Source organism: Kitasatospora sp. NPDC059648 (assembly GCF_042734825.1).
In the GTDB taxonomy this organism is placed as follows: domain Bacteria; phylum Actinomycetota; class Actinomycetes; order Streptomycetales; family Streptomycetaceae; genus Kitasatospora.
Window position 1 is genome coordinate 14,949 of record NZ_JBHWDU010000041.1, and the last position, 23,513, is coordinate 38,461.

The following is a 23,513-nucleotide window of genomic DNA, read 5'->3' on the forward strand; positions in this document are numbered from 1 at the left end:
CCGAGTGTGTTCAAGAAGATAACGAATAGGCCTGAAAAGGTCTCGTCTTGGATTTACTTCTTGACTCAATCTGGCGCGGGAGGGTTGACTCCAGCCACTCCGCCGCACCGTCGCGGCGACGTCAGGGAGGCACCCCCACATGAACGCAACGACGCGTCGCGCCGTCATCGCCACCGCAGCCGTCTCGATGGCCCTGTCCTTGGCCGCGTGCGGCAAGGCCGGCGGCGACAAGAAGGATGCCGCCGCCTCCGGCGACACCAAGTCCATCGGCCTGCTGCTGCCCGAGAACGCGTCCTCGACCCGCTACGAGTCCTTCGACAAGCCCTTCATCGAGGCCAAGGTCAAGGCCCTGTGCGCGGACTGCAAGGTTCTCTACAACAACGCCGAGGGCAGCGCCGCCAAGCAGAAGCAGCAGTTCGACACCCTGATCGCCCAGGGCGTCAAGGTGATCGTGCTGGACGCCTTCGACGCCACCTCCACCCAGAGCTGGGTGCAGGAGGCCGCCGCCAAGGGCGTCAAGGTCGTCGCCTACGACCGCCTGGCCACCGGCCCGGTCGCCGCCTACGCCTCCTTCGACAACGAGAAGGTCGGCGAGCTCCAGGGCCAGGCCCTGCTGGACGCGCTCGGCCCGCAGGCCTCCAACGACAACATCGTCATGATCAACGGCGATGACGCGGACCCGAACGCCGGCCAGTTCAAGGCCGGCGCCCACAAGGTCCTCGACGGCAAGGTCAAGAAGGTCGTCTACGAGCAGTCGGGCGAGTGGAAGCCCACCGTCGCCGGCCAGAAGATCGGCGCCGCGATCACCCAGCTCGGCAAGGACGGCTTCCAGGGCGTCTACTCCGCCAACGACGGCATGGCCGGCGCCATCATCACCCAGCTCCAGGGCGCCGGCATCAAGGTCCCCGTCGGCGGCCAGGACGCCGGCCTGGACGCCGTCCAGCGCATCGTCAACGGCGACCAGGCCTACACCATCTACAAGGCCTACAAGCCGCTCGCCGACAGCGCCGCCGAACTGGCCGTCGACCTGCTGCAGGGCAAGGACGTCAAGACCGTCGCCACCGCCAGCGTCGACAGCGCCACCGACAAGGGCATCCCGGCCAAGCTGCTCGACCCCAAGGTCGTCACCAAGGCCAACATCCAGGACACCGTGATCGCCGACGGCCTCTACAAGGCCTCCGACATCTGCACCGCGGACTACGCCGCCGCCTGCGCCGCCGCCGGCCTGAAGTAGTTGCTCCCGGGCGGAGCTCCCCACCTCCCCGGGGAGCACCGCCCGCGCCGCGCGGCGGGCCCACCCCGCCCCGGCAGCCCTTTGTTTCCACGCTCACCCGCCCGCGCCGCACGGTGCGCGGGCCAGCCCGGCCGCCGCCGCGCCATCGCGGCGTGCCCGGGAAGAAGGAGATGGTTCACGTGACAGGCGCACCCGTACTGGCGTTGCGCGGAGTCTCCAAGCGCTTCGGCGCCGTCCAGGCGCTGACCGACGTGCATCTGGAGGTACACGCAGGCGAGGTGGTGGCCCTGGTGGGCGACAACGGCGCCGGGAAGTCCACGCTGGTGAAGACCATCGCCGGCGTGCACCCCATCGACGAGGGAACGATCGAATGGGAGGGCGAGACGGTCTCCATCGCCCGCCCGCACGACGCCCAGGCCCTCGGCGTCGCCACCGTCTACCAGGACCTCGCGCTCTGCGACAACCTCGACGTGGTCGGCAACCTCTTCCTCGGCCGCGAGCTGAAGAGCTTCGGCACGCTCGACGAAGTCGCCATGGAGAAGCGGGCACGCGAACTGCTCGACACCCTGTCCATCCGGATCCCGAGCGTGCGCATCCCCATCGCCGCCCTCTCCGGCGGCCAGCGCCAGGTGGTCGCCATCGCCCGTGCCCTCGTCGGCGACCCCAAGATCGTCATCCTGGACGAGCCCACCGCCGCCCTCGGCGTCGAGCAGACCGCCCAGGTCCTCGACCTCGTCGAGCGCCTGCGCGACCGGGGCCTCGGCGTCATCCTGATCAGCCACAACATGGCCGACGTCAAGGCCGTCGCCGACACCGTCGCCGTCCTGCGCCTGGGCCGCAACAACGGCGTCTTCGAGGTGGCCGGCACCTCGCACGAGGAGATCATCTCCGCCATCACCGGCGCCACCGAGAACGCCGTCACCCGGCGCCAGGCCCGCCTCGCGGAGGAAACGAAGTGACCACCGAACAGAACACCCCCACCGCGTCCGCCCCCGCGGTCGACCCCCGCCTGCTCGTCCGCGAGGCCGGCATCGCCGGCTACCTCGCCGAGTTCAAGCGCAGGGCCAGGAACGGCGACCTGGGCTCCATGCCCGTCGTCCTCGGCCTGATCCTCATCGGCGCCATCTTCCAGGGCGTCACCGGCGACTTCCTCAACGCCGACAACCTCACCAACATCACCAAGTGGATCGCCGGCCCCGGCCTGATCGCCGTCGGCATCGTCTTCGTGCTCCTGCTCGGCGAGATCGACCTCTCCCTCGGATCCGTCGCCGGTGTCTCGGCCGCGATCGCCGCCGTCCTGTCCGTGCGCTCCGGCTACGACGAGTGGCTCGCCTGCCTCATCGCCGTCGCCGTCGCCGTCGCCATCGGCGCCCTGCACGGCTTCTTCTTCGCCAAAATCGGCGTGCCGGCCTTCGTCGTCACCCTTGCGGGCCTGCTCGCCTGGAGCGGCCTGCAGCAGTACGTCCTCGGTGACAAGGGCACCGTCAACGTCGTCAACGACGGCGTCCTGGCCAACCTGGACACCTACTTCCTCGGCGACGGCGACATCGCCTACACCTGGGGCCTGGCCGTCCTCGGCGTCGCGCTCTTCGCCGCCGGGCAGATCCTCGACGCCCGCCGCCGCACCGCCGCCGGCCTCACCGCGCGGCCGACGGGCGAGATCGCGCTGCGCACCGGCGTCCTCGCCGTCATCGCGCTCGGCGCCGCCTACATGCTCAACCAGGACCGCGGCCTGCCGCTGCCCCTGCTGGTCTTCCTGTCCGTCGTCGTCGTCACCGACTTCGTCCTGCGCCGCACGGGCTACGGCCGCCAGATCTTCGCCGTCGGCGGCGGCGTGGAGGCCGCCCGCCGCGCGGGCATCAACGTCGCCTGGGTGCGGATCTCGGTCTTCATGATCTCCGCCGGCATGGCGGCCCTCGGCGGCCTGTTCATCGCCTCCCAGCAGGGCTCCGCCGACAAGCTGCTCGGCGGCGGCAACGTCCTGATGAACTCCATCGCCGCGGCCGTCATCGGCGGCACCAGCCTGTTCGGTGGACGCGGCAAGACCTGGTCGGCCCTGCTGGGCATCCTGGTCATCCAGTCGATCATCACCGGCCTCGACCTGGTCCACGTCAACCAGGCCATCCAGTACATGATCACCGGCGCGGTGCTGCTCGCCGCCGTCGTCCTGGACTCCGTCTCCCGCCGCACCCGCAAGACCGCGGCACGCTGACCCGCAGCCACACCCGGCCCGGCATCCGCTCTCCGGATGCCGGGCCGGCCGCTTCCCGCCCCTCCCGGGCCGGGGAGCAGGCACCGGGGCCCGCCGCCGGTGGCGGTGGCGGCCGGTGTTGCGCACGCGGGGCGCGGGAGGAGGTCAGCGGCCGGGTTCGGACCGGTCGGACTCCTGCGGGTCGACGCCCGTGCGGACGTCCGGGGAATAGCTGCCGGCCGGACGGCCCGACGGGCCCTTGGTTCCGTGGTCGCGCCGGTGCTGCGAGGGGCCCTGCTCCTCGCCGCGCGGGCCTTCGCTCTCGACGGTCTGCCCGGGTACCTCCTGCTCCTCCTCCTTCGAGTGCTCGCGCCCCGGGCCGGGCCCCGGCGCGTACTTCTCGGGGTGGAAGGAGCGGTGCGCGCTGTCGTTGGGCTGCTGTTCCTCGGCATCGATATCGCCGGACCAGCCGTGGTGCTCGTCCCCGAGACGGTCGGCCTGGCCGCCCTCGTTCATGGACTTGTGCTCCGTGGGCTTCCTGGAAGTCATCACCGACCCCTTTCACGTGCGGTGTGCCTCTCCCGCGCCTGTCCAGCTTTCGGCTCGCGACACCCCGATCCCGGCGATTCCGACGGTCCGGGATGGCGTACCGATGGCGCCCGAGGGCTCTGACGAAGTCGACTTCCAGGGTGTCGTACCGCCCCGTCGGGACGTGCTTGACGCACCCCCCGCATCAGCCGGTCCCACAGCGCCTCGACACCGACGGCGGGTGCCGGCGTTGCCGCCGGGGGCTCCTCAGGGCTGCGGTCGTGCGGCGGGGAGCAGGCATTCGATGAGGTAGTCGCCGGTGTCGGGGTCGGTGACGACGCCGTGGGCCTCGCTGCCGAAGCCGGGGAAGGCACGGTCGAAGGCTTCGAGGGCGGTGAGGTAGCGCAGCAGAGGGCCGTCGTGGGCGCCGAGTGACTCGCCGGGCATGAGGACCGGGATGCCGGGCGGGGTGACGGTGACCATCGCGGCGGCGGTCCGTCCGGCGGCGTCGGCGAGGCGGACGCGTTCGGTGCCCCCGCGGACGAGTTGCTGGTAGCAGTGCCGGGGCGGGTGGACCGGAGTGGGCAGGTGCCGGAAGGCTTCGTCGAGGGACTGGACGAACGCGCCGTCGGTGAGGTGGCGGTGCATCCGTGCGCACAGCTCGCGCAGGCCGATGTCCCGGTAGTGACGGGGGTGGCTCCGGGTGAGGGCCGGCAGCACCTGGTGAAGCGGCGCGTCCTCGTCGTAGAGGGCCTTGAAGTCCATCAGGCCGTCCATGAGCGTGCCCCACTTGCCCTTGGTGATGCCCATGGAGAAGAGGACGAGGGTGCTGTAGCTGTCGGTCTTCTCCACCACGATGCCGCGGTCGGCCAGGTACTCGGTCAGGATGCGCGCCGGGATTCCCCAGGGCTCGGTCCGGCCGGTGGCGGTGACGCCCGGGCAGGTGATGGTGACCTTGATCGGGTCCAGGAGGCTGTAGCCGTCGGTCAGGCCGTCGAAGCCGTGCCAGGCGGCGCCGGGTTCGAGCTGCCAGCAGGAGGGCTCGGTGACGAGCAGGGACAGCGGTGCGTCGGCGAACGCCATGGTGGTGCCGGTGCCGGGGTCGGTGACCGTCTCGGGCTGCCAGATGCCGAAGAACCACCCGGGCCGGTCGCCGGCGGTGACGATCCGGCGCCCGGTGCGCACGACGGCCTGGCGGAAGCGGACGGCCTCGGTGACGACCTCGTCGATGAGCCAGCGGCCCTGTGGCCCGTCCATCATGGCGGTCGCCACGTCGAGGGAGGCGATGGCGGGGTAGAACGCCGAGGTGGTGCCGTGCATCATGAACGCCTCGTTGAAGCGGTGGTGTTCGACGGGCGCGCGGGGCGAGGGGCGGACGTGGACCATGGCGCACTGCGAGAGGGCGGCGAGCAGCTTGTGCGTGGAATGGGTGGCGAAGACGGTCGGCCGCTGCGGCTCCGGAAAGGTGTCCGGGGCGACGGCCATGCCGTACCGGCCCCGGTAGAGCGGGTGGAAGCGGGCGTAGGCGATCCACGCCTCGTCGAAGTGCAGGCGCGGTGTACTGGGCGCGAGGGCCCGGGCCGCGGCGACGGTGTCGTAGCACAGGCCGTCGTAGGTGGAGTTGGTGATGACGGCGTACTGCGGGTGCGGTGAGAGGGCGTCGGCGGCCAGCGGATTGGCGGCGACGCGGGCCGCGACGGCCTCGGCGCCGATGGCGGCGGGCGGCAGCGGTCCGGCGAGGCCGTAGCCGTTGCGGGTCGGCACGAGGTAGACCGGCCGGGCGCCGGTGACGACCAGGCCGTGCAGGACGGACTTGTGGCAGTTGCGGTCGACCAGGGCGATCTCGTCGGAGGTGACGCTGTAGTGACCGACCATGCGGTTGCACGTGGAGTCGCCGTGCAGGACGAAGTAGGTGCGCTCCGCGCCGAAGACCCGGGCCGCGTTGCGTTCGGCCTCGCCGATCGGGCCGGAGTGCTCGTAGAGGGACCCGAGCGCACCGACCGAGATGGACAGGTCGGTGCGCAACAGCCGCTCCCCGTAGTAGTCGAAGAAGGCGCGGCCGGCCGCTGACTTGAGGAAGGCCACGCCGCCGGAGTGCGCCGGGGTGTGCCAGGAGTACTCGTGGGCGTCGTCGAAGTGCCGCAGTGCGCTGAAGAACGGCGGCAGGACCTCGCGCCGGTAGGCGGCGGCAGCGGCCGCGACCCGGCCGGCGATGAACGCGGGCGTGTCCTCCAGCGGCCAGATGTAGCCGATGACGGCCTCGGCGACCCACAGCGGAAGCTGCTCCAGGTCGTGGTCGGAGCCGTCCGCCATGAGCAGGAAGACCGGCAGGTCCTTGAACCGGTGGCGGATGCGGTCCAGCACCTCGGCCCCGCCGGTGGGCAGTTCGGCCCCGCTCTCCGATGCGCCGGCGGCTCCGCTGTCACCGGGCGGGCGCGGCAGGCCCCACGCCACGACCGCGGCGGCCAGGCCGGCCTCGATCTGAAGCGTCGCCGTGGCATCCCTGCTGTCACCGGCCCAGCGCAACTCCAGGCCGCGGTCTTCCAGTTCCTTGCCGATCCTGCGCATCTGTTCGGCGCTCACACCGCCGGCGAGGGGGTCGTTGCGCAGTGCCAGCAGAACGGTGCCGTTCGCCATCGTGACTCCCTGGCCTCGTGGTGCGTGCCCGCGCAGGCGCGGAGCAATGGGTGTGCAGGAGCACGCGAGCCCGCTGCCCGGGTGCGGGTGCGGGTGCGGGTGCGGGTGCGGTGACATCTTCGCCCGGTCCCGGAGGAGGACGATGCCCTTTCCAGGTGATTCATCCGAACGGGGCACGGGCGCGTGGAGCGCCGCGGGAGGACAGCCGGGGTGCGGGTGCCCGGTGTAGGGAAGCCGCCCCGGGGTAGCGGAGCGGCATGCTGACACTCGGAGTCGAGGAAGAGTACCTGCTGGTCGATCCCCGCGACGGCACGCCGCTGCCCCGGGCCGCCGAGGTCCTGGCCACCGCCTCGCTGGCACCCGCGCTGCGCCCCGCCGAGGCGCAGCACGAACTGCTCCAGGTACAGGTGGAGAGCGCGACGCCGGTCTGCGAGGACCTGGCGGGGGTGGCCCGCCACCTGACCCGGGTGCGCGCGGGGCTGAGCGCGGCCGCGGCCCAGCACGGCTGCCGGGTCGTCCCGGTCGGCTCGGCCCCCTTCGGGCCGCCGGGCCCGGTGCCCGTCACCGACCACGAGCGCTACCGGCGGGCCCGCCGGCAGGCGCCCGCGCTGGTCGACGACCTGATGCTCAACGGCATGCACGTCCACGTCGGCGTCCCCGACGAGGAGGAGCGCCTGGGCGCCCTGGTGCGGCTCCGGCCCTGGCTGCCGGTGCTGATCGCACTGAGCGCGAACTCGCCGTACTGGCGCGCCCATGACACCAACTTCGCCAGCTGGCGCACGGTCCACTTCGACCAGTGGGCGGTCAGCGGGCCGCCGCCCGCCTTCCGCGACGCCGCGGACTACCGGCAGCGGGTGGCGGCGTTGCGGGCCGCCGGGGCGATCTCCGACGCGGGGCAGCTGTACTGGCACGCCCGGCTGTCGGAGCGCTACCCGACCGTGGAGGTGCGGGCGGCGGACGTCCAGCTGACGGTCGCCGACGCCGAGCTGTTCGCCGGCCTGGTCCGGGCCCTGGTGACCACGGCCGTCCTGGAGGAACGGCAGGGGCGCCCGCGCCCGTCGCCCCCGGAGGAGCTGCTGCGGGCCGCGACATGGCACGCCGCCCGCACGGGGGTGCACGGACAGCTGGTCTCCCCCGCCGACGGCACCGCCCACCCGGCCGCCGCCGTGGTCGAGGAGCTGCGTGCCTACGCCGCTCCGGGCCTGGAGGCGGCCGGTGACACCGGCCGGGTGGCCGAGCTGTGGCGGGAGTTCGAGCGCACGGGCAACGGCGCGGACCGGCAGCGGCGCTGGTACCGCGAGCAGGGCTGGCCGGGGCTGGCGGAGCACCTGGCGGGCTCCACCGTGACCCGTACGCCCTGAGGACGGGCCGTGCCGGCCGGGCGGCGTCGCGTCACCGGAAGCGTCCCGGCGACGTGGGGCGACGTGGAACGGCACCGTCCGTCGCGCCGGCGGTCAGCCGAGCGTGACGCCACGCTCTCGGGCCAGATCCTCCAGCCCGTACCGGGCCACGTGCTCGGCGTTGCCCAGCTCGATCGTCCGGACGCCCTCCTCGGCCAGCCGCTCGTTGATCTCGTCCAGGTGCTGCCGCACGAGCTGCTTCTCGGCGTCGGTGGTGCGGCCCTTGTGCGGCCGGCCGGCGTGCTCCAGGCTCGCGTAGTTGACCCGCTCCTTGGCGCCGGCCGGCACGAGCTGGCTCGGGACGGTGCGGGCGGCCTTCTTGGCGGCCCGCAGCACCTCGGCCATCGGGCCGACGGAGGCCAGCCGGTTGAAGGCATCGGCTTCCAGCACCACCGTTTCCGGCTCGTCGGAACCGGGACGGTGCAGCTCGATCGTGACCAGGTCGAGCGCCAGCTCCTCCACAGCGGTCAGCTCACCGCTGAGGGCCTCGATCTCGACCGGCCCGTCCTCCAGGTCGGGGTGCTGACGCACCACGATGCGCACCAGGTCCTCGTCGTCCTCCACGTGCGTCCCGGTCAGGTCCGAGAACCGGATGATCTTCTGCCCCATGTCTGCCTCTCGTGACGGCTACGGTCTGGCGAGAGCCTACGCCTGGGCTGATCACCGCCCTGACGCGCCTCCGGATCACCGGCTGCCCGCGACCGACGGCTGGACCGGCGCGGCGCTCCGTCAGGAAACGGGGTCGGGGGCGTCCTGTCCCAGGCCCCGGCGGATCGCGATCTCCACGGGCGAGTACGCGCCGTCGGCCCGTTCCAGTTCGTAGGGCTCGGCCGGCATCAGCGGCGGCTGGGCCAGGAAGCGCGGCCGCACCCCGTGATGCGGTTGGGCCGCGTGCACCAGGAAGGGGTGGCACAGGAAGACGTCGCCCGGGGAACCGGTGGCGAGCGCGAGTGGCCGGTGTTCGGACGCCGCCACCAGATCGGGTGCGAGGGTCAGCCCGCTCGCCCCCTCCTCGCCGTACTCCGCCAGGACCTTCGGCACGTCCAGGTGCGAGCCGACCCGGATCCGGGTAGGGGCGTCCTCCGCACCGACCTCGCTGAACAGGAACAGCATCAACAGCGCCCGGCCCCGGGACCTCAGGTTCGCGAAGTACCAGTTCTCGCCCTCCGGCAGGTAGCTCCCCTCGATGTGCCAGCCCGCGTCGTCCGGCTCCTCCTCGTGCGGGAAGCGCAGCGGGAAGGTGCCCAGCGAATAGCGCGGCTCCCAGCGTCCCGCGCCGACGAGCAGATCGTACGCGCGGTGCAGGGACGGGGAGTTGGGCGCGGCGGCGAACGGTCCCTGCGCCATGCCGGCCACCCAGTGCACGGGCTGCGTCCACGTCGACCGGTCGTCCGGGTCGCAGCCCGTCTCCCGCCACAGCAACCGTGCGCAGTCCGCGGCCACACGCGGCGCGACGGCGCCCTCCAGCTTCACGAAGCCGTCGCGCAGGAAAGAGGAAACCAAGGTCGTGTCATCCATGACCCCATCGTGCGGCGACGCCCCTCCCCCTCACCCGACATTTCCCGCACCGCCTTTGTCGGGCGGGCACCGGCCCGGCGGCGACCTGACGGGCGCACGTACCGCTCATCCGCCCGTCAGCAGTGCGGCGACCGCCTCCGGCGCCTCGTGCATCGCGTCGTGGCCGGTCGGGAGTTCGTGGACCTGCCACGCGGGGTCGGCCTCCAGCCGGGTGCGCGGCTCGGCGAACGGCGTCCGGTCCTCCCAGCCCGAGCAGTAGACGAACGTCCGACGGGGGATCCGTTCCACCGCGCCGGTGAGCCGGACCGTCTGCATGAACGAGGCCAGCGGGTGCGGCCGGCGGCGCGGATCGCGGTCGCCCGGCGGCCGGACGGAGTACCCGGTGGCCGCGGCGCCGGCGGCGAACACTCCCCGGACGTGGTCGTTCGTTGCCGACCAGCACGACTCGCCGTCGCGCGGTACGTAGGCATCGAGGTGCACCAGTCGGGAGATCCGGCCGGCCGCGCGATCGGCGGCCGCGGCGATCACCATCCCCGCGTAGCTGTGGCCGACCAGCGTCGCGCCCGTGATGCGGTGGCGATCGAGGAGTCGCAACACGTCCTCGGCGTGGGTGTCGAGGTCGGCGGTCGCGACCGTCGCATCGTCGTCGTCGGGCCGCAGGCCGGTCAGGGTCAGGGCGTGAACGGTGTGGCCGGCACGCTCCAGCAGCGGAACCACTGCCTCGAACGCCCAGGAGCCCTTCCACGCGCCGGGTACGAGGACGAACGTCGCCATGTTCTTCTCCTTGTGTCTCTCGCCGTGCGGCTCGGTACGGAAGGAGTCTCACCGGATCACGGAGTGGCTTGCCACCGATAGGCTGCCAACTGATGCCCGTACACCGCCAACCCCATCGGACCGCTGACGTGGCGTCACATGTGTGGCCGTCCGGCGGGCGCCACTTCTGGCCCTCGGGCGAAGCGAGCGCCGCGCAGTCGCACCCCCGCGGACACCTGGTCTACGCAGCCGGCGGAGTCCTGGCAGTCCACACCGAGCGCGGGACGTCGATCGTGCCCGCCAACCGGGTCGCGTGGACCCCGGCCGAGTTCACCCACCGCCACCGCGCCCACGGCGACACCGACATGCGGATCGTCTTCCTCGCGCCGTCGCTGGCCCGGCTGCTACCCGACCGTCCCGCCGTGTTCCAGACCTCCGGCCTCGCCCGCGAGGTCCTGCTCGCCCTGACCGGCCCCCGGAACTACGAGGACACCGCGTCCGACTACAGCCGCTCCCAGCGCTCCCGCCTCCTCCGCGTCCTCGTCGACGAACTCCACGAGGCGCCCGAACAGCCACTGCACCTGCCGGAGCCACGCGACGACCGGCTGCGAGCCGTCGCCCGGATCCTGTACGGGACGCCGGCGGACAACGCCACACTGGCCGAACTCGGGAGGACGGTCGGAGCCAGCACCCGCACCCTCAGCCGGCTGTTCCACGACGAACTCGGCATGACCTTCTACGAGTGGCGCACGCAGCTGCGCATCCAGCACGCGCTCGTGCTGCTCGCCGACGGCCATGACACCACCCGGACCGCCTACGCGTGCGGCTGGGCCAATCCCAGCGGCTTCATCACAGCGTTCACCTCCGTCGTCGGAACGACCCCGGGCCGCTACCGAGCAGGACGTCGGGCCGGCCGGTGAATTCCGGGCGGACAGGCGGGCGCCGAGTCGTCAGGGGGCTGGACCGTGATCGCCCCTCGGCAGTTCACTCCTCGACGGCCACCCGGACGGTGTCCAGCGCCGGATCGGCGGCGTCCGGGATGAGCATGCCCGCCTGCACGCCGGTGCGCAGGTAGCCGACCACCTCGCCGTTGAGGCGTTCGCCGGGCAGCGCGGCGGGGATGCCGGGCGGGTAGGGCGTCAGCATCTCGGCGGCGACACGCCCGGCGGCCTTCTCGACCGGGACCTTTTCGGTGCGCCCGAAGAAGGCGTCGCGCGGCAGCATCACCTGTTCCAGGCGCAGGTCGGAGGGGCCGGGGACGTTGACTTGGCCGGGGGGGCGCAGGGTGGGCGCGATGTCGACCAGCTCGGTGACGGCGTCGAGCAGGACCCGGGTGGTGGTGCCGTCGTCGGCGTGGCTGAGCTGGGCGCTGATCCGACGGTGGTCGCACAGGTGCAGGTTGATCTGGTGGTGGGAGCGCAGCCAGTCGCCCGCGAGGTAGCCGGTCGTGCCGAGCGCGGAGATGTCGATGATGACCTGGAGGGGGTCGAGGTCGGCGGCGCGCGCGTCACCGCAGAAGTCCTCGCGGCCGTGGACGTGCAGGCCGTCGAGCCGGTCGACGTCCCGGCGGAACTCGTGGGCGAGGTGCAGCGCCCGGTCGTAGAGGTCGCGGCCGTGCTGCACCATCTGCCGGCGCCAGCCGTCGAGGGCGGCGTACACCAGGACGGACGGACTGGTGGTGCCGAGCAGGTCCTCCCGCTGGCTGAGCACGGCCGGATCGATCCGGTCCCCCTGAAGGTGGAAGACCGAGCTCTGTTCGAGGCCGGAGCCCATCTTGTGGACGGAGGTCACGCACACGTCCGCGCCGGCGTCCATGGCCCAGCTCGGCAGGTCGGGGTGGAAGGGCAGGTGCGCCCCCCACGCCTCGTCGACGATCAGCGGGGTGCCGCGGGCGTGGCACACCTCGGCGATGGCGGCGAGGTCCGCACAGGTGCCGTACGGGGTGGGCGAGGTGACCAGTGCGCCGCGGGCCTGCGGGTGCCGCTCGAACTCGGCGCGGTAGGAGTCGGCCGACGGGGGGTGCGCGAGGTGCAGGTCGGGGTCCCACTGGGGGTCGACCCAGACGGGGCGGATGCCGGCGAGGACGAGGCCGGCCACGACGGACTTGTGGGCGTCCCGGCCGACCAGCAGCTCCTCGTGCGGTCCGGCGACGGACAGCATGGCCGCCTTCACCGACAACGAGCTGCCGCAGGTGGAGAAGAACGTGTGGTCGGCGCCGACGGCCTCGGCCATCAGCTCCTGGGCGTGGTGCAGGATGCCCCGGGAGGACGTCCGGTCGTCCAGGCCTCCGGTCGCCAGGACGTCGGACCGGAACACGTCGGCGCCGAGCGCCTCCAGGACGCGCGGGTCGGTGCCGCGGCCCTGCCGGTGGCCGGGTGGTGTGAAGGCGGTCATCGGGTTGGTGTGGAGGGCCGAGAGGGCCTCCAGGACGGGGGCTTGGGACTGGTCCATGAGCGGCGGCTGCCCCGGAAGTCCGGAAGGAAACCGCGGCGGCCGGGAGGCCCGCGCGGCGCGCACGTCGACCGACGGTTCGGACCGGGCCCGGCGGGTAACCGCGCGAATGTGCTGACCATAGGCGTCGAGGAGGAGTACGTCCTGATCGATCCGGTCGGCGGCGTGCCGGTGGCCCGCGCGGCCGCCGTCCAGGCAGCCGCCGACGGCCAGCGCGCCCTGACCTCGGGGGAGGTGCAGCGGGAGCTGAGCCAGGCGCAGATCGAGGTCGCCACACCGGTGTGCCGGAGTCTCGACGAGGTCGGCGGACACCTGCTGCGCCTGCGGCACAGCCTGGCGCTGGCCGCCCGGGCGAGCGGCTGTCGTCTGGCGGCCACCGGGTCGGTGCCCTTCACCGACCGGCTGCACGTCCCCGTGACCCCGACTCCCCGCTACCGCAGGCTCCGCAGGACCGCACGGGCCCTCGTCGACGAGCAACTGATCAACGGCATGCACGTCCACGTCGGCGTCCCGGACCGCGAGGCGGGCGTGCGGGTCCTCAACTGGCTGCGGCCCTGGCTGCCAGTGCTGACCGCGGTCGCCGCGAACTCCCCGTTCTGGCACGGCCGGGACACCGGCTTCGCGAGCTGGCGCACGGTCGTCTTCGACCGCTGGCCGGTGTCCGGCCCGCCGCCCGCGTTCGCCGGCGCCGCGGACTACGACCGGCGCATCCGCGCCCTGGTGGAGCGGGGACTGATCGAGGACACCGGACAGCTGTACTGGCAGGCCCGGCTGTCCGAGCGGTACCCGACGGTGGAGGTCAGGGCCATGGACGTACAGCTCACGGTGGACGAGGCCGTGGTGGTGGCCGGGCTCGTCCGGGGCCTGTGCGCCACCGCGCTCACCGGGGCGCGGACGCCGCCCCCGGATCCCGAGTTCGTCCGGGCGACGGGCTGGTACGCCGCCCGGTACGGGACGACCGGTCTGCTGCACGACCCGAGGACCGGCAGCCCGGTGCCGGCCGCGCAGGCCGTCGCGGCGCTGCTCGCCCAGGTGGAGGAAGCGCTCTCGGCCGTCGGCGACCTGGACCGGGCGGCGTGGCTGCTCGGACGCCTCCACCAGGACGGCAACGGCGCGATCCGGCAGCGGCGCGCCCTGCGGCGGGGAGGCCGGGCGTCGTTGGTCGGTCTGATCGTCGACGAGACCGCCTGAGCCGGTGCTCGCCGGAACCCGTCACGGCCCCCCGGGTCGGCTACCGCGACGACGCGGCCCTCCTGGTCCGCGTCCCACCCGCACCACCCCCGGCAGCTTCATAGCCGCCCGCCCGGCCGCCCCCGGCGGCCGACGGAGACCGGCGGTCGCCGGCTCCCGCGCCGACCCGTCACAATGTCCTCGTGGCCGGCCCTTACCGGCCGGCGGTCAGGGTCCGCCTGTCGCCGAACCGGGCCCTTCGAAGGTCTCCCGGATCCTCCTGTCCCGCCACTGCTCCAGGATCCGCTGCTGGCTCCGGGCCCGCTCCAGCAGCGCGTCGAGGAGCCGGGCGTCCAGCCGGCCGTGGTCGGAGGCCAGCCTGCGCAGGGTCTGCCACCCGGCCGCCTTGCCCTCCACCGCCAGGCGCAGCATCTCCAGCTCGAAGAAGGTGCTCAGGGGGGAACGCCGCACCAGGCGGCCGTTGGTCTTCAGCCGTCCGGCGCGTTCGGCGATCCACGCCGCGCCGACCTTGTAGCGGCGCACGGGTACGCCGAGGTTCCGCATGATGGCGAGGAGCGTCCTGCGGTCCTCGGCGATCTCGGCCGCGATCGGTCCGAGGTCGCGGCCGAGCGGCGATCCGGCGGTCGCCCGTGCCAGATGGCGCACGCGTTCCACACCGGTGGTCGCCCCGGCCAGGTGGTCGTTCAGGTAGATGCCCAACAGGTCCGGGTCGATCGTGCGCGCGTCGTGGCGCGTGGCCGTGCCGGGATGGGTCCTGGTCATCGTCGCGTCGTCCTCCGCTCTGCTGCGGGCCGCGGCCGCGCCGCCGCCCGCCACGTCCGGCGCTTGCCCGGCGGCGTGGGTACGAAACGGCTGTGCGGGTCCCCCCGGCCGAGCCCCGGCACATCCGACACGGGCGCGCCGGGCAGTACCGCGCAGTACCCGCCGGGGGCCGTCCTCACCGTTGCGGCTCCTCCGTGCCGGGAGTGCGTGCCTTCCGCCGGCTCATCACCTCGTCGGCGACGGCCACCAGCGCACCGGGGGCGATCCGCTCCAGGTCGTCGAGGACCAGCGCCCAGCCGCCGAGGAACACGGCCCGGGCGGCCAGCCGGCGGGCGCGGGCGGGCTCCGACGGTTCCACCAGGGCGGCCAGGGCCCGCGCCCGCGCGCGGCGGTGGGGGATCGTGTGGGCCAGCTGCTCGGCCCGCTCCGGCTCGCCCTGGCGGGCCAGCGCAGCGGCGACATCGATGAGTGCCTCGCCCCGCCCCCAGCGGTCGGGTATCGCGGGGACGAGGGCCTCGGCCCGGGCCGTCTCACCGCTCCGCGCGAGCTCGCCGACGACCGCCATCAACGCCCGGCTCCGCGCCCGGGGGTCGGCCAGGGCATGAGCGAGGGCCTCGGCCCGGTCCGTGTCCCCGGACCGGGCCAGCGCCTCGACGACTTCGGCCGTCCGCGCCGACCGCAGACCGGGTTCGACGATCCGGTCGGCGAGTGCCACGGCCCGCTCGAGCTGCCCGTGCCGGGCCAGCAGCAAGGTCATGGCCTCCCGCAGCGCGAAGCTCTCGAAGCCGACGTCGCGGCGGAGCAGTTCCTCGGCCCGGTCGGCCACGGCGAGGGCCACCTCTCGGTCGGCGCTCCCGGCGATCGCCTCCACCAGCTCGGGCACGATCCTCGCGTCGAAGTGCGGGCTGGGCCGGGCGCGGATCGTGAGACACAGGACGTCGGGGTCGGCGTCACGCTCCGCCGCCACCACCGCCGCCTCGGCCTCCTCGGCCGCCCTCGCGGCGGCGCCACGGGCCACGCTGCGCAGCACGGCGTCGAGGCGGTCCAGGTCGCCGGCGCGGGCCTCGGCGGTCAGCACCGCGACGAGGAAGGCGCGCTGCCCGACGCCCTCGCGGCCCGCACGGCGGACGAGGTCCTCCACGCGGTCGGCGAAGGTGCTCGCCAGCACGTGGTCGCCGGCGGTATGCGCGATCTCCATGGCCGTCACGAGCACGGCCCCCGACTCCGCGCCACGGCCGGCGCACTCGTCGGCCCTGGCCGCGTATCCGAGCGCGGTCCGGAAGTCACCGCCGTCCGCCACCGCCTTCGCCAGCCCGGCCCAAGCGCGCGGCCAGTTGTGCGGATAGCGGACCGTCCGGGCCAGGCGGGCGGCACCCTCGTGGTCACCGGCGCGTGCCACCGCCGCGATGTGGTCGACCAGTGCGCTGTCCCGCAGTGCGCGGTCGGTCAGCGACTCGACGAGCGCCAGAGCACCGTCCAGATCCCCGCCCTCGCCAGCCGCCCGCACCAGGCGGACGAGATCCGCTTCCGGCCCGGACCGACCCGCGCCCGACCGCACCAGCTCGACCGCCCGGGCGAGATGACCGGCGCGCACCAGCGCCGCCGCCAGGTCCCGGTCGCTCCTCCCGCCCGTGTCCTGGTGCGCCGCCAGCCGCAGGACCGTCAGCAGGCAGGGGGCGAACCCACTGCGCAGCAGGCCCGGGTCACTGCTGCCCCGCGGAGCCGGGCCGAGGCGCTGGTCCGTGAACCTCGTCCAGTAGAGCTGCTGACCCCACTGGGCCAGTCCCTTCAGCATGCGAGCCCCCCGCCGATCGACCGCTTCTCCTGCCGCGCGAGGCGGCCCGCCCCCCGGACCGGACACGATAGTCCGCCGCCCGGCTCCGCCGCTGCGTGCGCGACGGAGCCCCGGCGCCGACGGGTCCACGGCTGCGCGACGGTACGGCGGAAGCGGTGCGTCGACACCCGCGGGGCCGTCCGTCGGGCGGTCAGAGTGCGGCCTCCTGCTCCCGGACACCTCGTGGGGCGCGCCCGGCCGCCTGGAGCAGGCGCGACGGGAGATAGGCCGACCGGACGTGGACGGCCCACCCGCGGGTGCGGCGGGCGTGGCAGGCGAGGCCGAGGATGTCCAGGCTGAGCGCGGCACCGGTGTCGGTGGCACGGTCGGCGACGGAGTGGTGGTCGCGGTGAGCTTCCAGGGCGTCCAGCAGGGCGAGGTTGAAGCTGGTCTCGTCGCCCTTGACCAGTTGCGAGAAGAGGACGACCGGGGGCGGGAGGAAGCCCTGGTCCGTGGTCCGCTCCAGCTCCCGCAGGGCCCGCTCGGTGGCCGGGAGCGGGTCGGCTCCGCGCAGGTGGTCGTGCAGGGCGGTGCGGTACGAGGCGAACGGGTAGCGGTCCTCGGCGGCGATCGTCGGACCGGCCAGGACGAGCGGTTCGAGGTCCTCTGAACTACCGGTGATCAGGGCGAAGGACAGGGCCGTCTCCCAGAAGGCCGGGCCGAAGTGCCTGTCCCGGCGGGCGGGGAAGCGCAGCGTCCGGCCGTCGATCGTCACCTCGGCCTCGGTGCCCGGCTCGGCGAGGGCGACCCGGAACACGGCGGCCCCCAGCTGGGAGCCGAGCCGCAGGTTGGCGAGCAGGGCATCGGTGGCGTCGGCGGACTCCGAGGCACGCGCCGACAGGAGGCGGCTCTGGTGGCGCAGGGCGCCCGTGAGCTCCCACGCGTCCAGCGGCTCGCCCTCCTTCGGCGTGATGGCCTCCAGAGTGCGCCGCTCGAACCGCGCCACGCTGTCCGGGCCGAGCGGCCGGGCCGGGCTCGGCCGGTCGAGGTCGACGGGGCCTGCGGCGAGGAGTGCCACGGCGTCGGGACGCGGGTCGCGGCCCAGTGCCCGGACCCGCGGGCCGGGGGTCTCGAAGCCGGTGACCAGGGCGTGGGGGAGGTAGTCGGTGTCGACCGCCGGGGTCCAGCCGTGGGTGCGGTACGCGAGGGCGGCGAGGGCGATCGGGACGAGCGGCAGGAGGCCGGCGGGGCCGGTGCCGTGCGGGCCGTCCTGGAGGAGTGTGAGGAGGGCGGCGTCGAAGGCGTCGCGGTCCCCGTCGGTCACGGCGCGCAGCGCGCGCAGAGCGGGCTGCGGTTCGGTGGAGGTGGGGGTGGGGGCAGCGGCGGAGGCGGCCTCCTCGAAGAAGTGGCCGACGAAGCCGTCGACGAGTTCGAGGGCGGGGGTGACCGGCTCGTCGGGCATCAACTGCCGTGCCCAGCAGAAGGCTTCGCCGTGGGCGGAGACCTTGTCCGCGACGATCGCCAGGCAGAGGGCGTCGACCCACTCCTGGGCGGTGACGCGGTGACGGGGGTCGCGCTCCTGCCCGTACTCGGGGTCGTAGCCCATTCCGAAGTTCGGGTAGTCGAGGAAGACGCTGAAGCTGTCGTGCGGGTAGTAGGCGGCGAAGGAGACGGCGCCCGCGGCGGCCTCGGCGGCGTCCTTGAGGACGGCCTTGGCCTCGGGCGAGTCCAGATCGGGCCGGGTGGTGGAGAGGGCTCCGAGGTAGTCGAGGAAGGAGTCGGCGATCAGCTGCCACTCCGTCGTGGTCATCAGGCCGGCGCGGGAGTAGGAATGGACCTGCCTCCCGATCCGGTTCACGAAGTCCTCGCCGGCCTGCGCTACCCGCTCCGCGTCCACCTGGTGACGTTCGATCCGCACGGTCCTGCCCCCTTGATCATCGACTTGGACCCAGAGTAGGCAGTGGGTCGGACACCGCGGTCCGCCGGCTCCCTCAGCACACCGTCCCCGGCCTCGTCACGGCCCGGTGAGGGGCGAGCGCCGGGCCCGACCCGCCCGGGGCGGTGATCACCACGGCGGTGGCGGCACGATCCTCCCCGCCGTCACGGGGCGCGGGGGTGTTTGCTGGAGGCATGTCCCTGATCGTCGGTACCTCGGGTTGGCAGTACGACGACTGGCGCGGGCTGCTCTACTCGGAGGGGACACCCAAGCGGCGCTGGCTGGAGGAGTACGCCGAGCGGTTCGCCACGGTGGAGAGCAACGCCGCCTTCTACCGTCTGCCCTCGCCGGACACCTTCGCCGACTGGCGCGCCCGAACCCCTGAGGGTTTCGTGTTCGCGGTGAAGGCCAGCCGCTACCTCACCCACATCAAGCGCCTGCGCGAGCCCGCCGAGCCGGTTCAGCGGCTGCTCGCGGCGGCCCAGGGCCTCGGGGAGCGGCTCGGCCCCGTACTGCTCCAGCTGCCGCCCACCCTGCGCGCGGACGCCGAGCTGCTGGACCGCTGCCTGGCCGCCTTCCCGGCGGGCGTGCGGGTCGCCGTCGAGCCGAGACACCCGTCCTGGTGGACGCCGGAGATCCGCGCGGTGCTGACCGCCCGGGCCGCCGCCCTGTGCTGGGCGGACCGGGAGTCACGCCCGGTCACCCCGCTGTGGCGGACCTGCGAATGGGGCTATCTGCGCTGCCACGCCGGTCGGGCCCGGCCCCGGCCGCGGTACGGGCGGCAGGCGCTGGCGGGCTGGGTGCACCGGATCGCCGACAACTGGGCGGACTCGGCCGAGGTCTTCGTGTACTTCAACAACGACCCGGGTGGCGCGGCGGTGCTCGACGCGAGCGCGTTCGCGGCCACCGCCGCGCGGGCGGGCCGTACCGTGACCCGGACACCGTAGCGCGTGGGCGATGCCCCGGAACGCGGCCGAGCGGTGGCCCCGGGGAACCCCCGAGATCCACCAGGCCCTCCGTCGCACCCGATGGACAACTTCTTGAATGATCGCATCAGTGGCCATCGCGGAGAGGCCCTCGCTAGGCTGGCGGCATGGCACTGCGCAACGCGATCATGTCGACCCTGTTGGAGGGCGAGGCATCCGGCTACGACCTGGCGAAGGCGTTCGACGCGTCGGTGGCGAACTTCTGGATGGCCACACCGCAGCAGCTGTACCGGGAGCTGGACCGGATGGAGGCCGAGGGGCTGATCAGCGCTCGGGTCGTCGAGCAGGAGCGGCGGCCGAACAAGCGGCTCTTCTCCCTCACCGAGGCCGGCCGCGCCGCGCTGCGCTCGTTCACGGCCTCGCCGCCGCGGCCGTCCGCGATCCGGGACGAGCTCCTCGTCCAGGTGCAGGCCGTGGACGCGGGCGACCCGGGCGCCGTGCGCGCGGCGCTGCTCGAACGCCTGACGTGGGCGCAGGCCAAGATCGACCGCTACGAGCGCCTGCGGACGCGTCTGCTGGAAGGGCGTTTCGAGGACGAGTATCTCGCCACGGCGGAACGGATCGGGCCGTACCTGACGCTGATGCGCGGGCTGTCGTTCGAGCGTGAGAACCGGCGCTGGTGCGAGCAGGCGCTCGCGGTCCTGGAGCGGCGCGTCACGGCGAGGTCGGCGTAGCACAGGCCGGGCTCCCGCTCGGAGATCGGCGGAATCCCGCACTCGGGCTCAGGCCGCGGACGCGCCCGGCACCTCGGCGGTGATCCGCTCGAACTGCGCGCCCATCGCGGCGGCGAGCGCCTGCGCGCCGGAGAGGGGGCGGACCATCACCGTGAACTCGTCGATCAGCCCGTCCTCGTCGAAGTGGAGGAAGTCGCAGCCGTGCACCTCGCGGCCGTCGACGGTGGCCCTGAAGACGAAGGCGCGGTCGCGGCCGTCGGTGCCGTTGATCTCGCGGACGTAGCGGAAGTCCTCGAAGACCCGAGCGGCACCGCGCAGGATCGCGGCGGTCATGGCCTTGCCGGGGTAGGGCTTGAAGGCGACGGGGCTGGTGAAGACGACGTCCTCGGCCAGGAGTGCCTCGATGGTGTCGTGGTCACCGGCCTCGACGGCTGCGCGGAAGGGGTGCACGGCGGGCTCCATAGTCAACGAATTGAGTATCTGCTGCGCGCGAGCCTAGTCTCGTGACCATGCGCTGTCGAGGGTGCGGCGAGCTCCGGTCGCGAGGGCGCGAGGAGTCCCGCCGGAGGGGCGGCGGGCCACCGGACGGAGACCGCCGGTGACGTTGCCGATCCGGACGTGCGCGGCCGGGTCGGAGACCTGGGTTGCGCCACGGTGGACCGCTCGGCGCCGGACATGGGATGCATGAGGGGCGACACGGCCCGGGCGAGATCGGCCGAGCAGCGGATGTCGAGGGGCTTTGCGGGTTCCGCCCCCTGCCAAAGTCTCAAGTTCGGCCCATCCATGGGATGTTCAGTGGGAGAACACACGTGATATCTCTACGAGTGCACGTGGCCAAGGGTCATCGATGTCAGCGTTCACAGCTGCTCCGGCCAGGAGCAGGGCCGCCACCCCGGCGGGCACGGCGAGGCAGGGCACGGCAGGGCTCGTTGACCGCTACGGTGACCGGATCACCCCTGAACGAGGACCACATGACTGAGTCGAACCTCGTCGTGCTGTCGGCCGGTGACGCGGCCCTCGCGCTCGACGTCACCGGACCCGACATCCCCCGGGTGCTGCACTGGGGCGCCGATCCCGGCTTCCGCGCCGGCGATGCCGCGCAGGTGCTCGACGCCGTGGGCCGGACCTCGCGCCACCAGGCCGGGAGCCTGGTGCCCGGTCAGGGGCAGGGCTGGTTCGGACGCCCGGCCCTGACCGGGCACCGCGACGGCCGGGTCCGCCCCCCGCGGTTCGAGCTCGCCGAACCGGTCGGCGTGCGCGCCGACGAGGGCCGCGGCGGCGCCGTCCGCGTGCGGGCCCTGGACCGTGGCGCGGGGCTCGCACTGGACACCGAGCTGCAGATGACGGAGCACGGGGTGGTGCGGCTGCGCCACGCCCTGACCAACACGGCGGCGGACACCTACACCCTGGACGTGCTGGCGTGCGTGCTGCCGGTACCCGCCCATGCCGTGGAGCTGCTGGACTTCGCCGGACGCTGGGCCCGTGAGCGCTCCCCGCAGCGCGCCCCGCTGCGGCAGGGCGTGTGGTCGCGCGAGAGCCGCCGGGGCCGCACCGGCTTCGATGCCGGGCTGCTGCTCGCCGGCACCGGGGGTTTCGGCTTCCGGCACGGCCAGGTCTGGGGCGTGCACTCCGCCTGGAGCGGCAACCACGTCCAGTACGCGGAGCGGCTGGCCGACGGGACGACCGTCCTCGGTGGCGGCGAGCTCCTGGACGCCGGTGAGATCCGACTGGCCGAGGGCGAGTCCTACCAGACCCCGTGGGTGTACTTCGCGACCGCCGGGACGGGCCTGGACGGTATCAGCCGCGGCTTCCACGACATGCTCCGAGCCCGGCCCCGGCACCCGGCCACCGCCCGGCCGGTCACCCTGAACATCTGGGAGGCGGTCTACTTCGACCACGATCCCGAGCGGCTGCACGCCCTCGCACGCACCGCGGCGTCGGTCGGCGTGGAGCGGTTCGTCGTGGACGACGGCTGGTTCCGCCACCGCCGCCACGACCGGGCCGGCCTCGGCGACTGGTACGTCGATCGGGAGGTGTGGCCCGACGGACTCCGTCCGCTCGCCGACCACGTCCACGGGCTCGGCATGCAGTTCGGTCTCTGGTTCGAGCCAGAGATGGTCAACCCCGACTCCGACCTGGCCCGCGCCCACCCCGACTGGCTCCTCGCCGACCCCGAACGCCTCCCGTTCGAGCAGCGCAACCAGCACGTCCTGGACGTCGCGCACCCCGGCACCTACGCCTACCTGCTGGACCGGATCAGCACCCTGATCGGGGAAGTGGGCATCGACTACCTCAAGTGGGACCACAACCGCGACCTCGCCGACGCCGTCCACGACGGCCGACCCGGCGTGCACGCGCAGACGACTGCGGTCTACCGGCTCCTGGACGAACTGCGCGCCCGCCACCCCGAGCTGGAGATCGAGTCCTGCTCCTCCGGCGGGGCCCGCGCCGACCTCGGCATCCTCGACCGCACCGACCGGATCTGGGGATCGGACAACATCGACCCGATCGAACGCCAGGCCATCCAGCGCTGGACCGGTCTGCTCCTGCCCTACGAGCTGATCGGCTCCCACGTCGGCTCCGCCCCCGCCCACATCAGCCACCGCGACACCGGACTCGCCTTCCGCTGCGCCACCGCCCTGTTCGGCCATGCCGGCATCGAGTCCGACATCTCGGGTTGGTCGAAGGACGACCTGAGCGCGCTCACCGCCTGGGTCAGCGCCTACAAGCAGCTGCGGCCGCTGCTCCACGGCGGCGACGTCGTCCGCACCGACCACCCGGACCCCGCCGCCTGGGTCCACGGCGTCGTCTCCCGGGACCGCGCCCACGCCGTCTTCGCCTACGTCCAGTTGGACACCTCCGTCGCCGAGAACGGGGCGCCCGTACGGCTCCCCGGCCTGGAGCCCGCGGTCCGCTACACCGTGCGCGTGCGCCCCGAGCTCTCCTCCCCCGAGCACACCTGGCCCGCCTGGGCACGGCGGACGACCGCGCTCACCGTGACCGGCCGGTACCTGGCCCAGGTCGGTCTGGCCGCTCCGCACCTGGCCAACCGTCCCGGCCAGGCGCTGGTGGTCGAAGCACAGGCACAGCCGACCGCCGCGCGGGAGTGATCCCCGCCCACCGGGCCGGGACCGCGCACCGCCGCCGCGCCGGACGGGAGGCCTCCCCCGCCACCGAGCCGGGCGGGAGGCGTCCCCCGTACCACCGGCCGTTCCCCGGCGCCTCCGGGAAGTCGGCGGCGGGGCGGCGGTACCAGAGGGTTTCCGCACGAGGCTGCCGGGCCTGCGTCGGCCCGGGGTCCGTCCGGTCGGGCGGCCCGATGCCCGTCCCGGGGTCGTGCGGGCCGGAAGAAGGCGGTCAGGGGCCGACACCGGCGGCGCCGTGGCGGCCGCCGTCCTGAAGGGGGTGTCCGCATGCCAGGGCTCCTCGGTCACGGTTCGGGCAGCCCGTAGGCCCGGACCGCCGTGCGGCCGAAGAC

At 73.5% G+C, this 23,513-nt stretch carries 19 protein-coding genes; 9 read left to right on the plus strand and 10 right to left on the minus strand.

What is annotated here, in order from left to right:
• Positions 1–139 precede the first annotated feature (139 nt).
• From ACFV1W_RS23295 to ACFV1W_RS23305, 3 genes are all read left to right on the plus strand, one after another.
• Positions 140–1,234: a sugar ABC transporter substrate-binding protein gene (locus ACFV1W_RS23295; RefSeq protein WP_380419143.1), complete on the plus strand. Its 1,095-nt coding sequence runs from the start codon at positions 140–142 to the stop codon at positions 1,232–1,234.
• A 170-nt stretch (positions 1,235–1,404) separates the two neighbouring features.
• Positions 1,405–2,193 (plus strand): ATP-binding cassette domain-containing protein, encoded by a 789-nt coding sequence (locus ACFV1W_RS23300; RefSeq protein WP_380419144.1) that lies wholly within the window; start codon positions 1,405–1,407, stop codon positions 2,191–2,193.
• On the plus strand, positions 2,190–3,446 hold the full coding sequence (locus ACFV1W_RS23305; protein WP_380419145.1) for a sugar ABC transporter permease: 1,257 nt from the start codon (positions 2,190–2,192) through the stop codon (positions 3,444–3,446). Before ACFV1W_RS23300 ends, ACFV1W_RS23305 begins: the two co-directional genes overlap by 4 nt.
• A 144-nt stretch (positions 3,447–3,590) precedes the next feature.
• Here the strand turns inward: ACFV1W_RS23305 and ACFV1W_RS23310 are convergent, their stop codons facing one another.
• Both ACFV1W_RS23310 and ACFV1W_RS23315 read right to left on the minus strand, forming a co-directional pair.
• Positions 3,591–3,974 carry a hypothetical protein gene (locus tag ACFV1W_RS23310; RefSeq protein ID WP_380419146.1) on the minus strand — a complete coding sequence of 128 codons (384 nt, stop codon included), beginning with the start codon at positions 3,972–3,974 and terminating at the stop codon, positions 3,591–3,593.
• 246 nt (positions 3,975–4,220) lie between these two features.
• A complete protein-coding gene (locus ACFV1W_RS23315) occupies positions 4,221–6,590 on the minus strand; it encodes an Orn/Lys/Arg decarboxylase N-terminal domain-containing protein (RefSeq protein ID WP_380419147.1) in 2,370 nt (789 codons plus the stop codon).
• Positions 6,591–6,847: 257 nt separating this feature from the next.
• On the opposite strand from ACFV1W_RS23315, the gene ACFV1W_RS23320 reads away from it, so the two are divergent.
• Positions 6,848–7,951, plus strand: coding sequence for a glutamate--cysteine ligase (locus ACFV1W_RS23320; protein WP_380419148.1), 1,104 nt, complete (start codon positions 6,848–6,850; stop codon positions 7,949–7,951).
• A gap of 93 nt (positions 7,952–8,044) precedes the next feature.
• Here the strand turns inward: ACFV1W_RS23320 and ACFV1W_RS23325 are convergent, their stop codons facing one another.
• From ACFV1W_RS23325 to ACFV1W_RS23335, 3 genes are all read right to left on the minus strand, one after another.
• Positions 8,045–8,599 carry a hypothetical protein gene (locus ACFV1W_RS23325; RefSeq protein ID WP_380419149.1) on the minus strand — a complete coding sequence of 185 codons (555 nt, stop codon included), beginning with the start codon at positions 8,597–8,599 and terminating at the stop codon, positions 8,045–8,047.
• Between the two features lie 120 nt (positions 8,600–8,719).
• Positions 8,720–9,508, minus strand: a complete 789-nt coding sequence (locus tag ACFV1W_RS23330) for a phytanoyl-CoA dioxygenase family protein (protein WP_380419150.1) — start codon at positions 9,506–9,508, stop codon at positions 8,720–8,722.
• A gap of 105 nt (positions 9,509–9,613) precedes the next feature.
• The gene (locus ACFV1W_RS23335) at positions 9,614–10,282 is read right to left on the minus strand and encodes an alpha/beta fold hydrolase (RefSeq protein WP_380419151.1); all 669 of its coding nucleotides are present in this window, start codon (positions 10,280–10,282) and stop codon (positions 9,614–9,616) included.
• A gap of 92 nt (positions 10,283–10,374) precedes the next feature.
• Here ACFV1W_RS23335 and ACFV1W_RS23340 point away from each other — a divergent pair, with 92 nt between their 5' ends.
• Positions 10,375–11,181 (plus strand): AraC family transcriptional regulator, encoded by an 807-nt coding sequence (locus ACFV1W_RS23340; protein ID WP_380419152.1) that lies wholly within the window; start codon positions 10,375–10,377, stop codon positions 11,179–11,181.
• Between the two features lie 64 nt (positions 11,182–11,245).
• Here ACFV1W_RS23340 and ACFV1W_RS23345 read toward each other — a convergent pair whose 3' ends face one another.
• Entirely contained in the window at positions 11,246–12,712 is a 1,467-nt protein-coding gene (locus ACFV1W_RS23345; RefSeq protein ID WP_380419153.1) for an aminotransferase class I/II-fold pyridoxal phosphate-dependent enzyme, read from the minus strand.
• Positions 12,713–12,823: 111 nt separating this feature from the next.
• Here ACFV1W_RS23345 and ACFV1W_RS23350 point away from each other — a divergent pair, with 111 nt between their 5' ends.
• Positions 12,824–13,903, plus strand: coding sequence for a glutamate--cysteine ligase (locus ACFV1W_RS23350; RefSeq protein WP_380419154.1), 1,080 nt, complete (start codon positions 12,824–12,826; stop codon positions 13,901–13,903).
• 207 nt (positions 13,904–14,110) lie between these two features.
• Here ACFV1W_RS23350 and ACFV1W_RS23355 read toward each other — a convergent pair whose 3' ends face one another.
• The 3 genes from ACFV1W_RS23355 to ACFV1W_RS23365 form a co-directional block, all read right to left on the minus strand.
• A complete protein-coding gene (locus ACFV1W_RS23355; protein ID WP_380419155.1) occupies positions 14,111–14,665 on the minus strand; it encodes a hypothetical protein in 555 nt (184 codons plus the stop codon).
• Positions 14,666–14,840: 175 nt separating this feature from the next.
• Positions 14,841–16,460, minus strand: a complete 1,620-nt coding sequence (locus ACFV1W_RS23360) for a hypothetical protein (protein ID WP_380419156.1) — start codon at positions 16,458–16,460, stop codon at positions 14,841–14,843.
• A gap of 190 nt (positions 16,461–16,650) precedes the next feature.
• Complete coding sequence (locus ACFV1W_RS23365) at positions 16,651–18,357, minus strand: immunity 49 family protein (RefSeq protein WP_380419157.1); 1,707 nt, start codon at positions 18,355–18,357, stop codon at positions 16,651–16,653.
• Positions 18,358–18,569: 212 nt separating this feature from the next.
• On the opposite strand from ACFV1W_RS23365, the gene ACFV1W_RS23370 reads away from it, so the two are divergent.
• Positions 18,570–19,322 (plus strand): DUF72 domain-containing protein, encoded by a 753-nt coding sequence (locus tag ACFV1W_RS23370; RefSeq protein ID WP_380419158.1) that lies wholly within the window; start codon positions 18,570–18,572, stop codon positions 19,320–19,322.
• Positions 19,323–19,468: 146 nt separating this feature from the next.
• A complete protein-coding gene (locus ACFV1W_RS23375) occupies positions 19,469–20,035 on the plus strand; it encodes a PadR family transcriptional regulator (RefSeq protein WP_380419159.1) in 567 nt (188 codons plus the stop codon).
• Between the two features lie 48 nt (positions 20,036–20,083).
• On the opposite strand, the gene ACFV1W_RS23380 is transcribed toward ACFV1W_RS23375, so the two are convergent.
• A complete protein-coding gene (locus ACFV1W_RS23380; RefSeq protein ID WP_380419179.1) occupies positions 20,084–20,485 on the minus strand; it encodes a nuclear transport factor 2 family protein in 402 nt (133 codons plus the stop codon).
• Positions 20,486–21,006: 521 nt separating this feature from the next.
• Between ACFV1W_RS23380 and ACFV1W_RS23385 the strand changes: the two genes are divergently transcribed.
• Positions 21,007–23,145: an alpha-galactosidase gene (locus ACFV1W_RS23385; protein WP_380419160.1), complete on the plus strand. Its 2,139-nt coding sequence runs from the start codon at positions 21,007–21,009 to the stop codon at positions 23,143–23,145.
• Positions 23,146–23,513 lie beyond the last annotated feature (368 nt).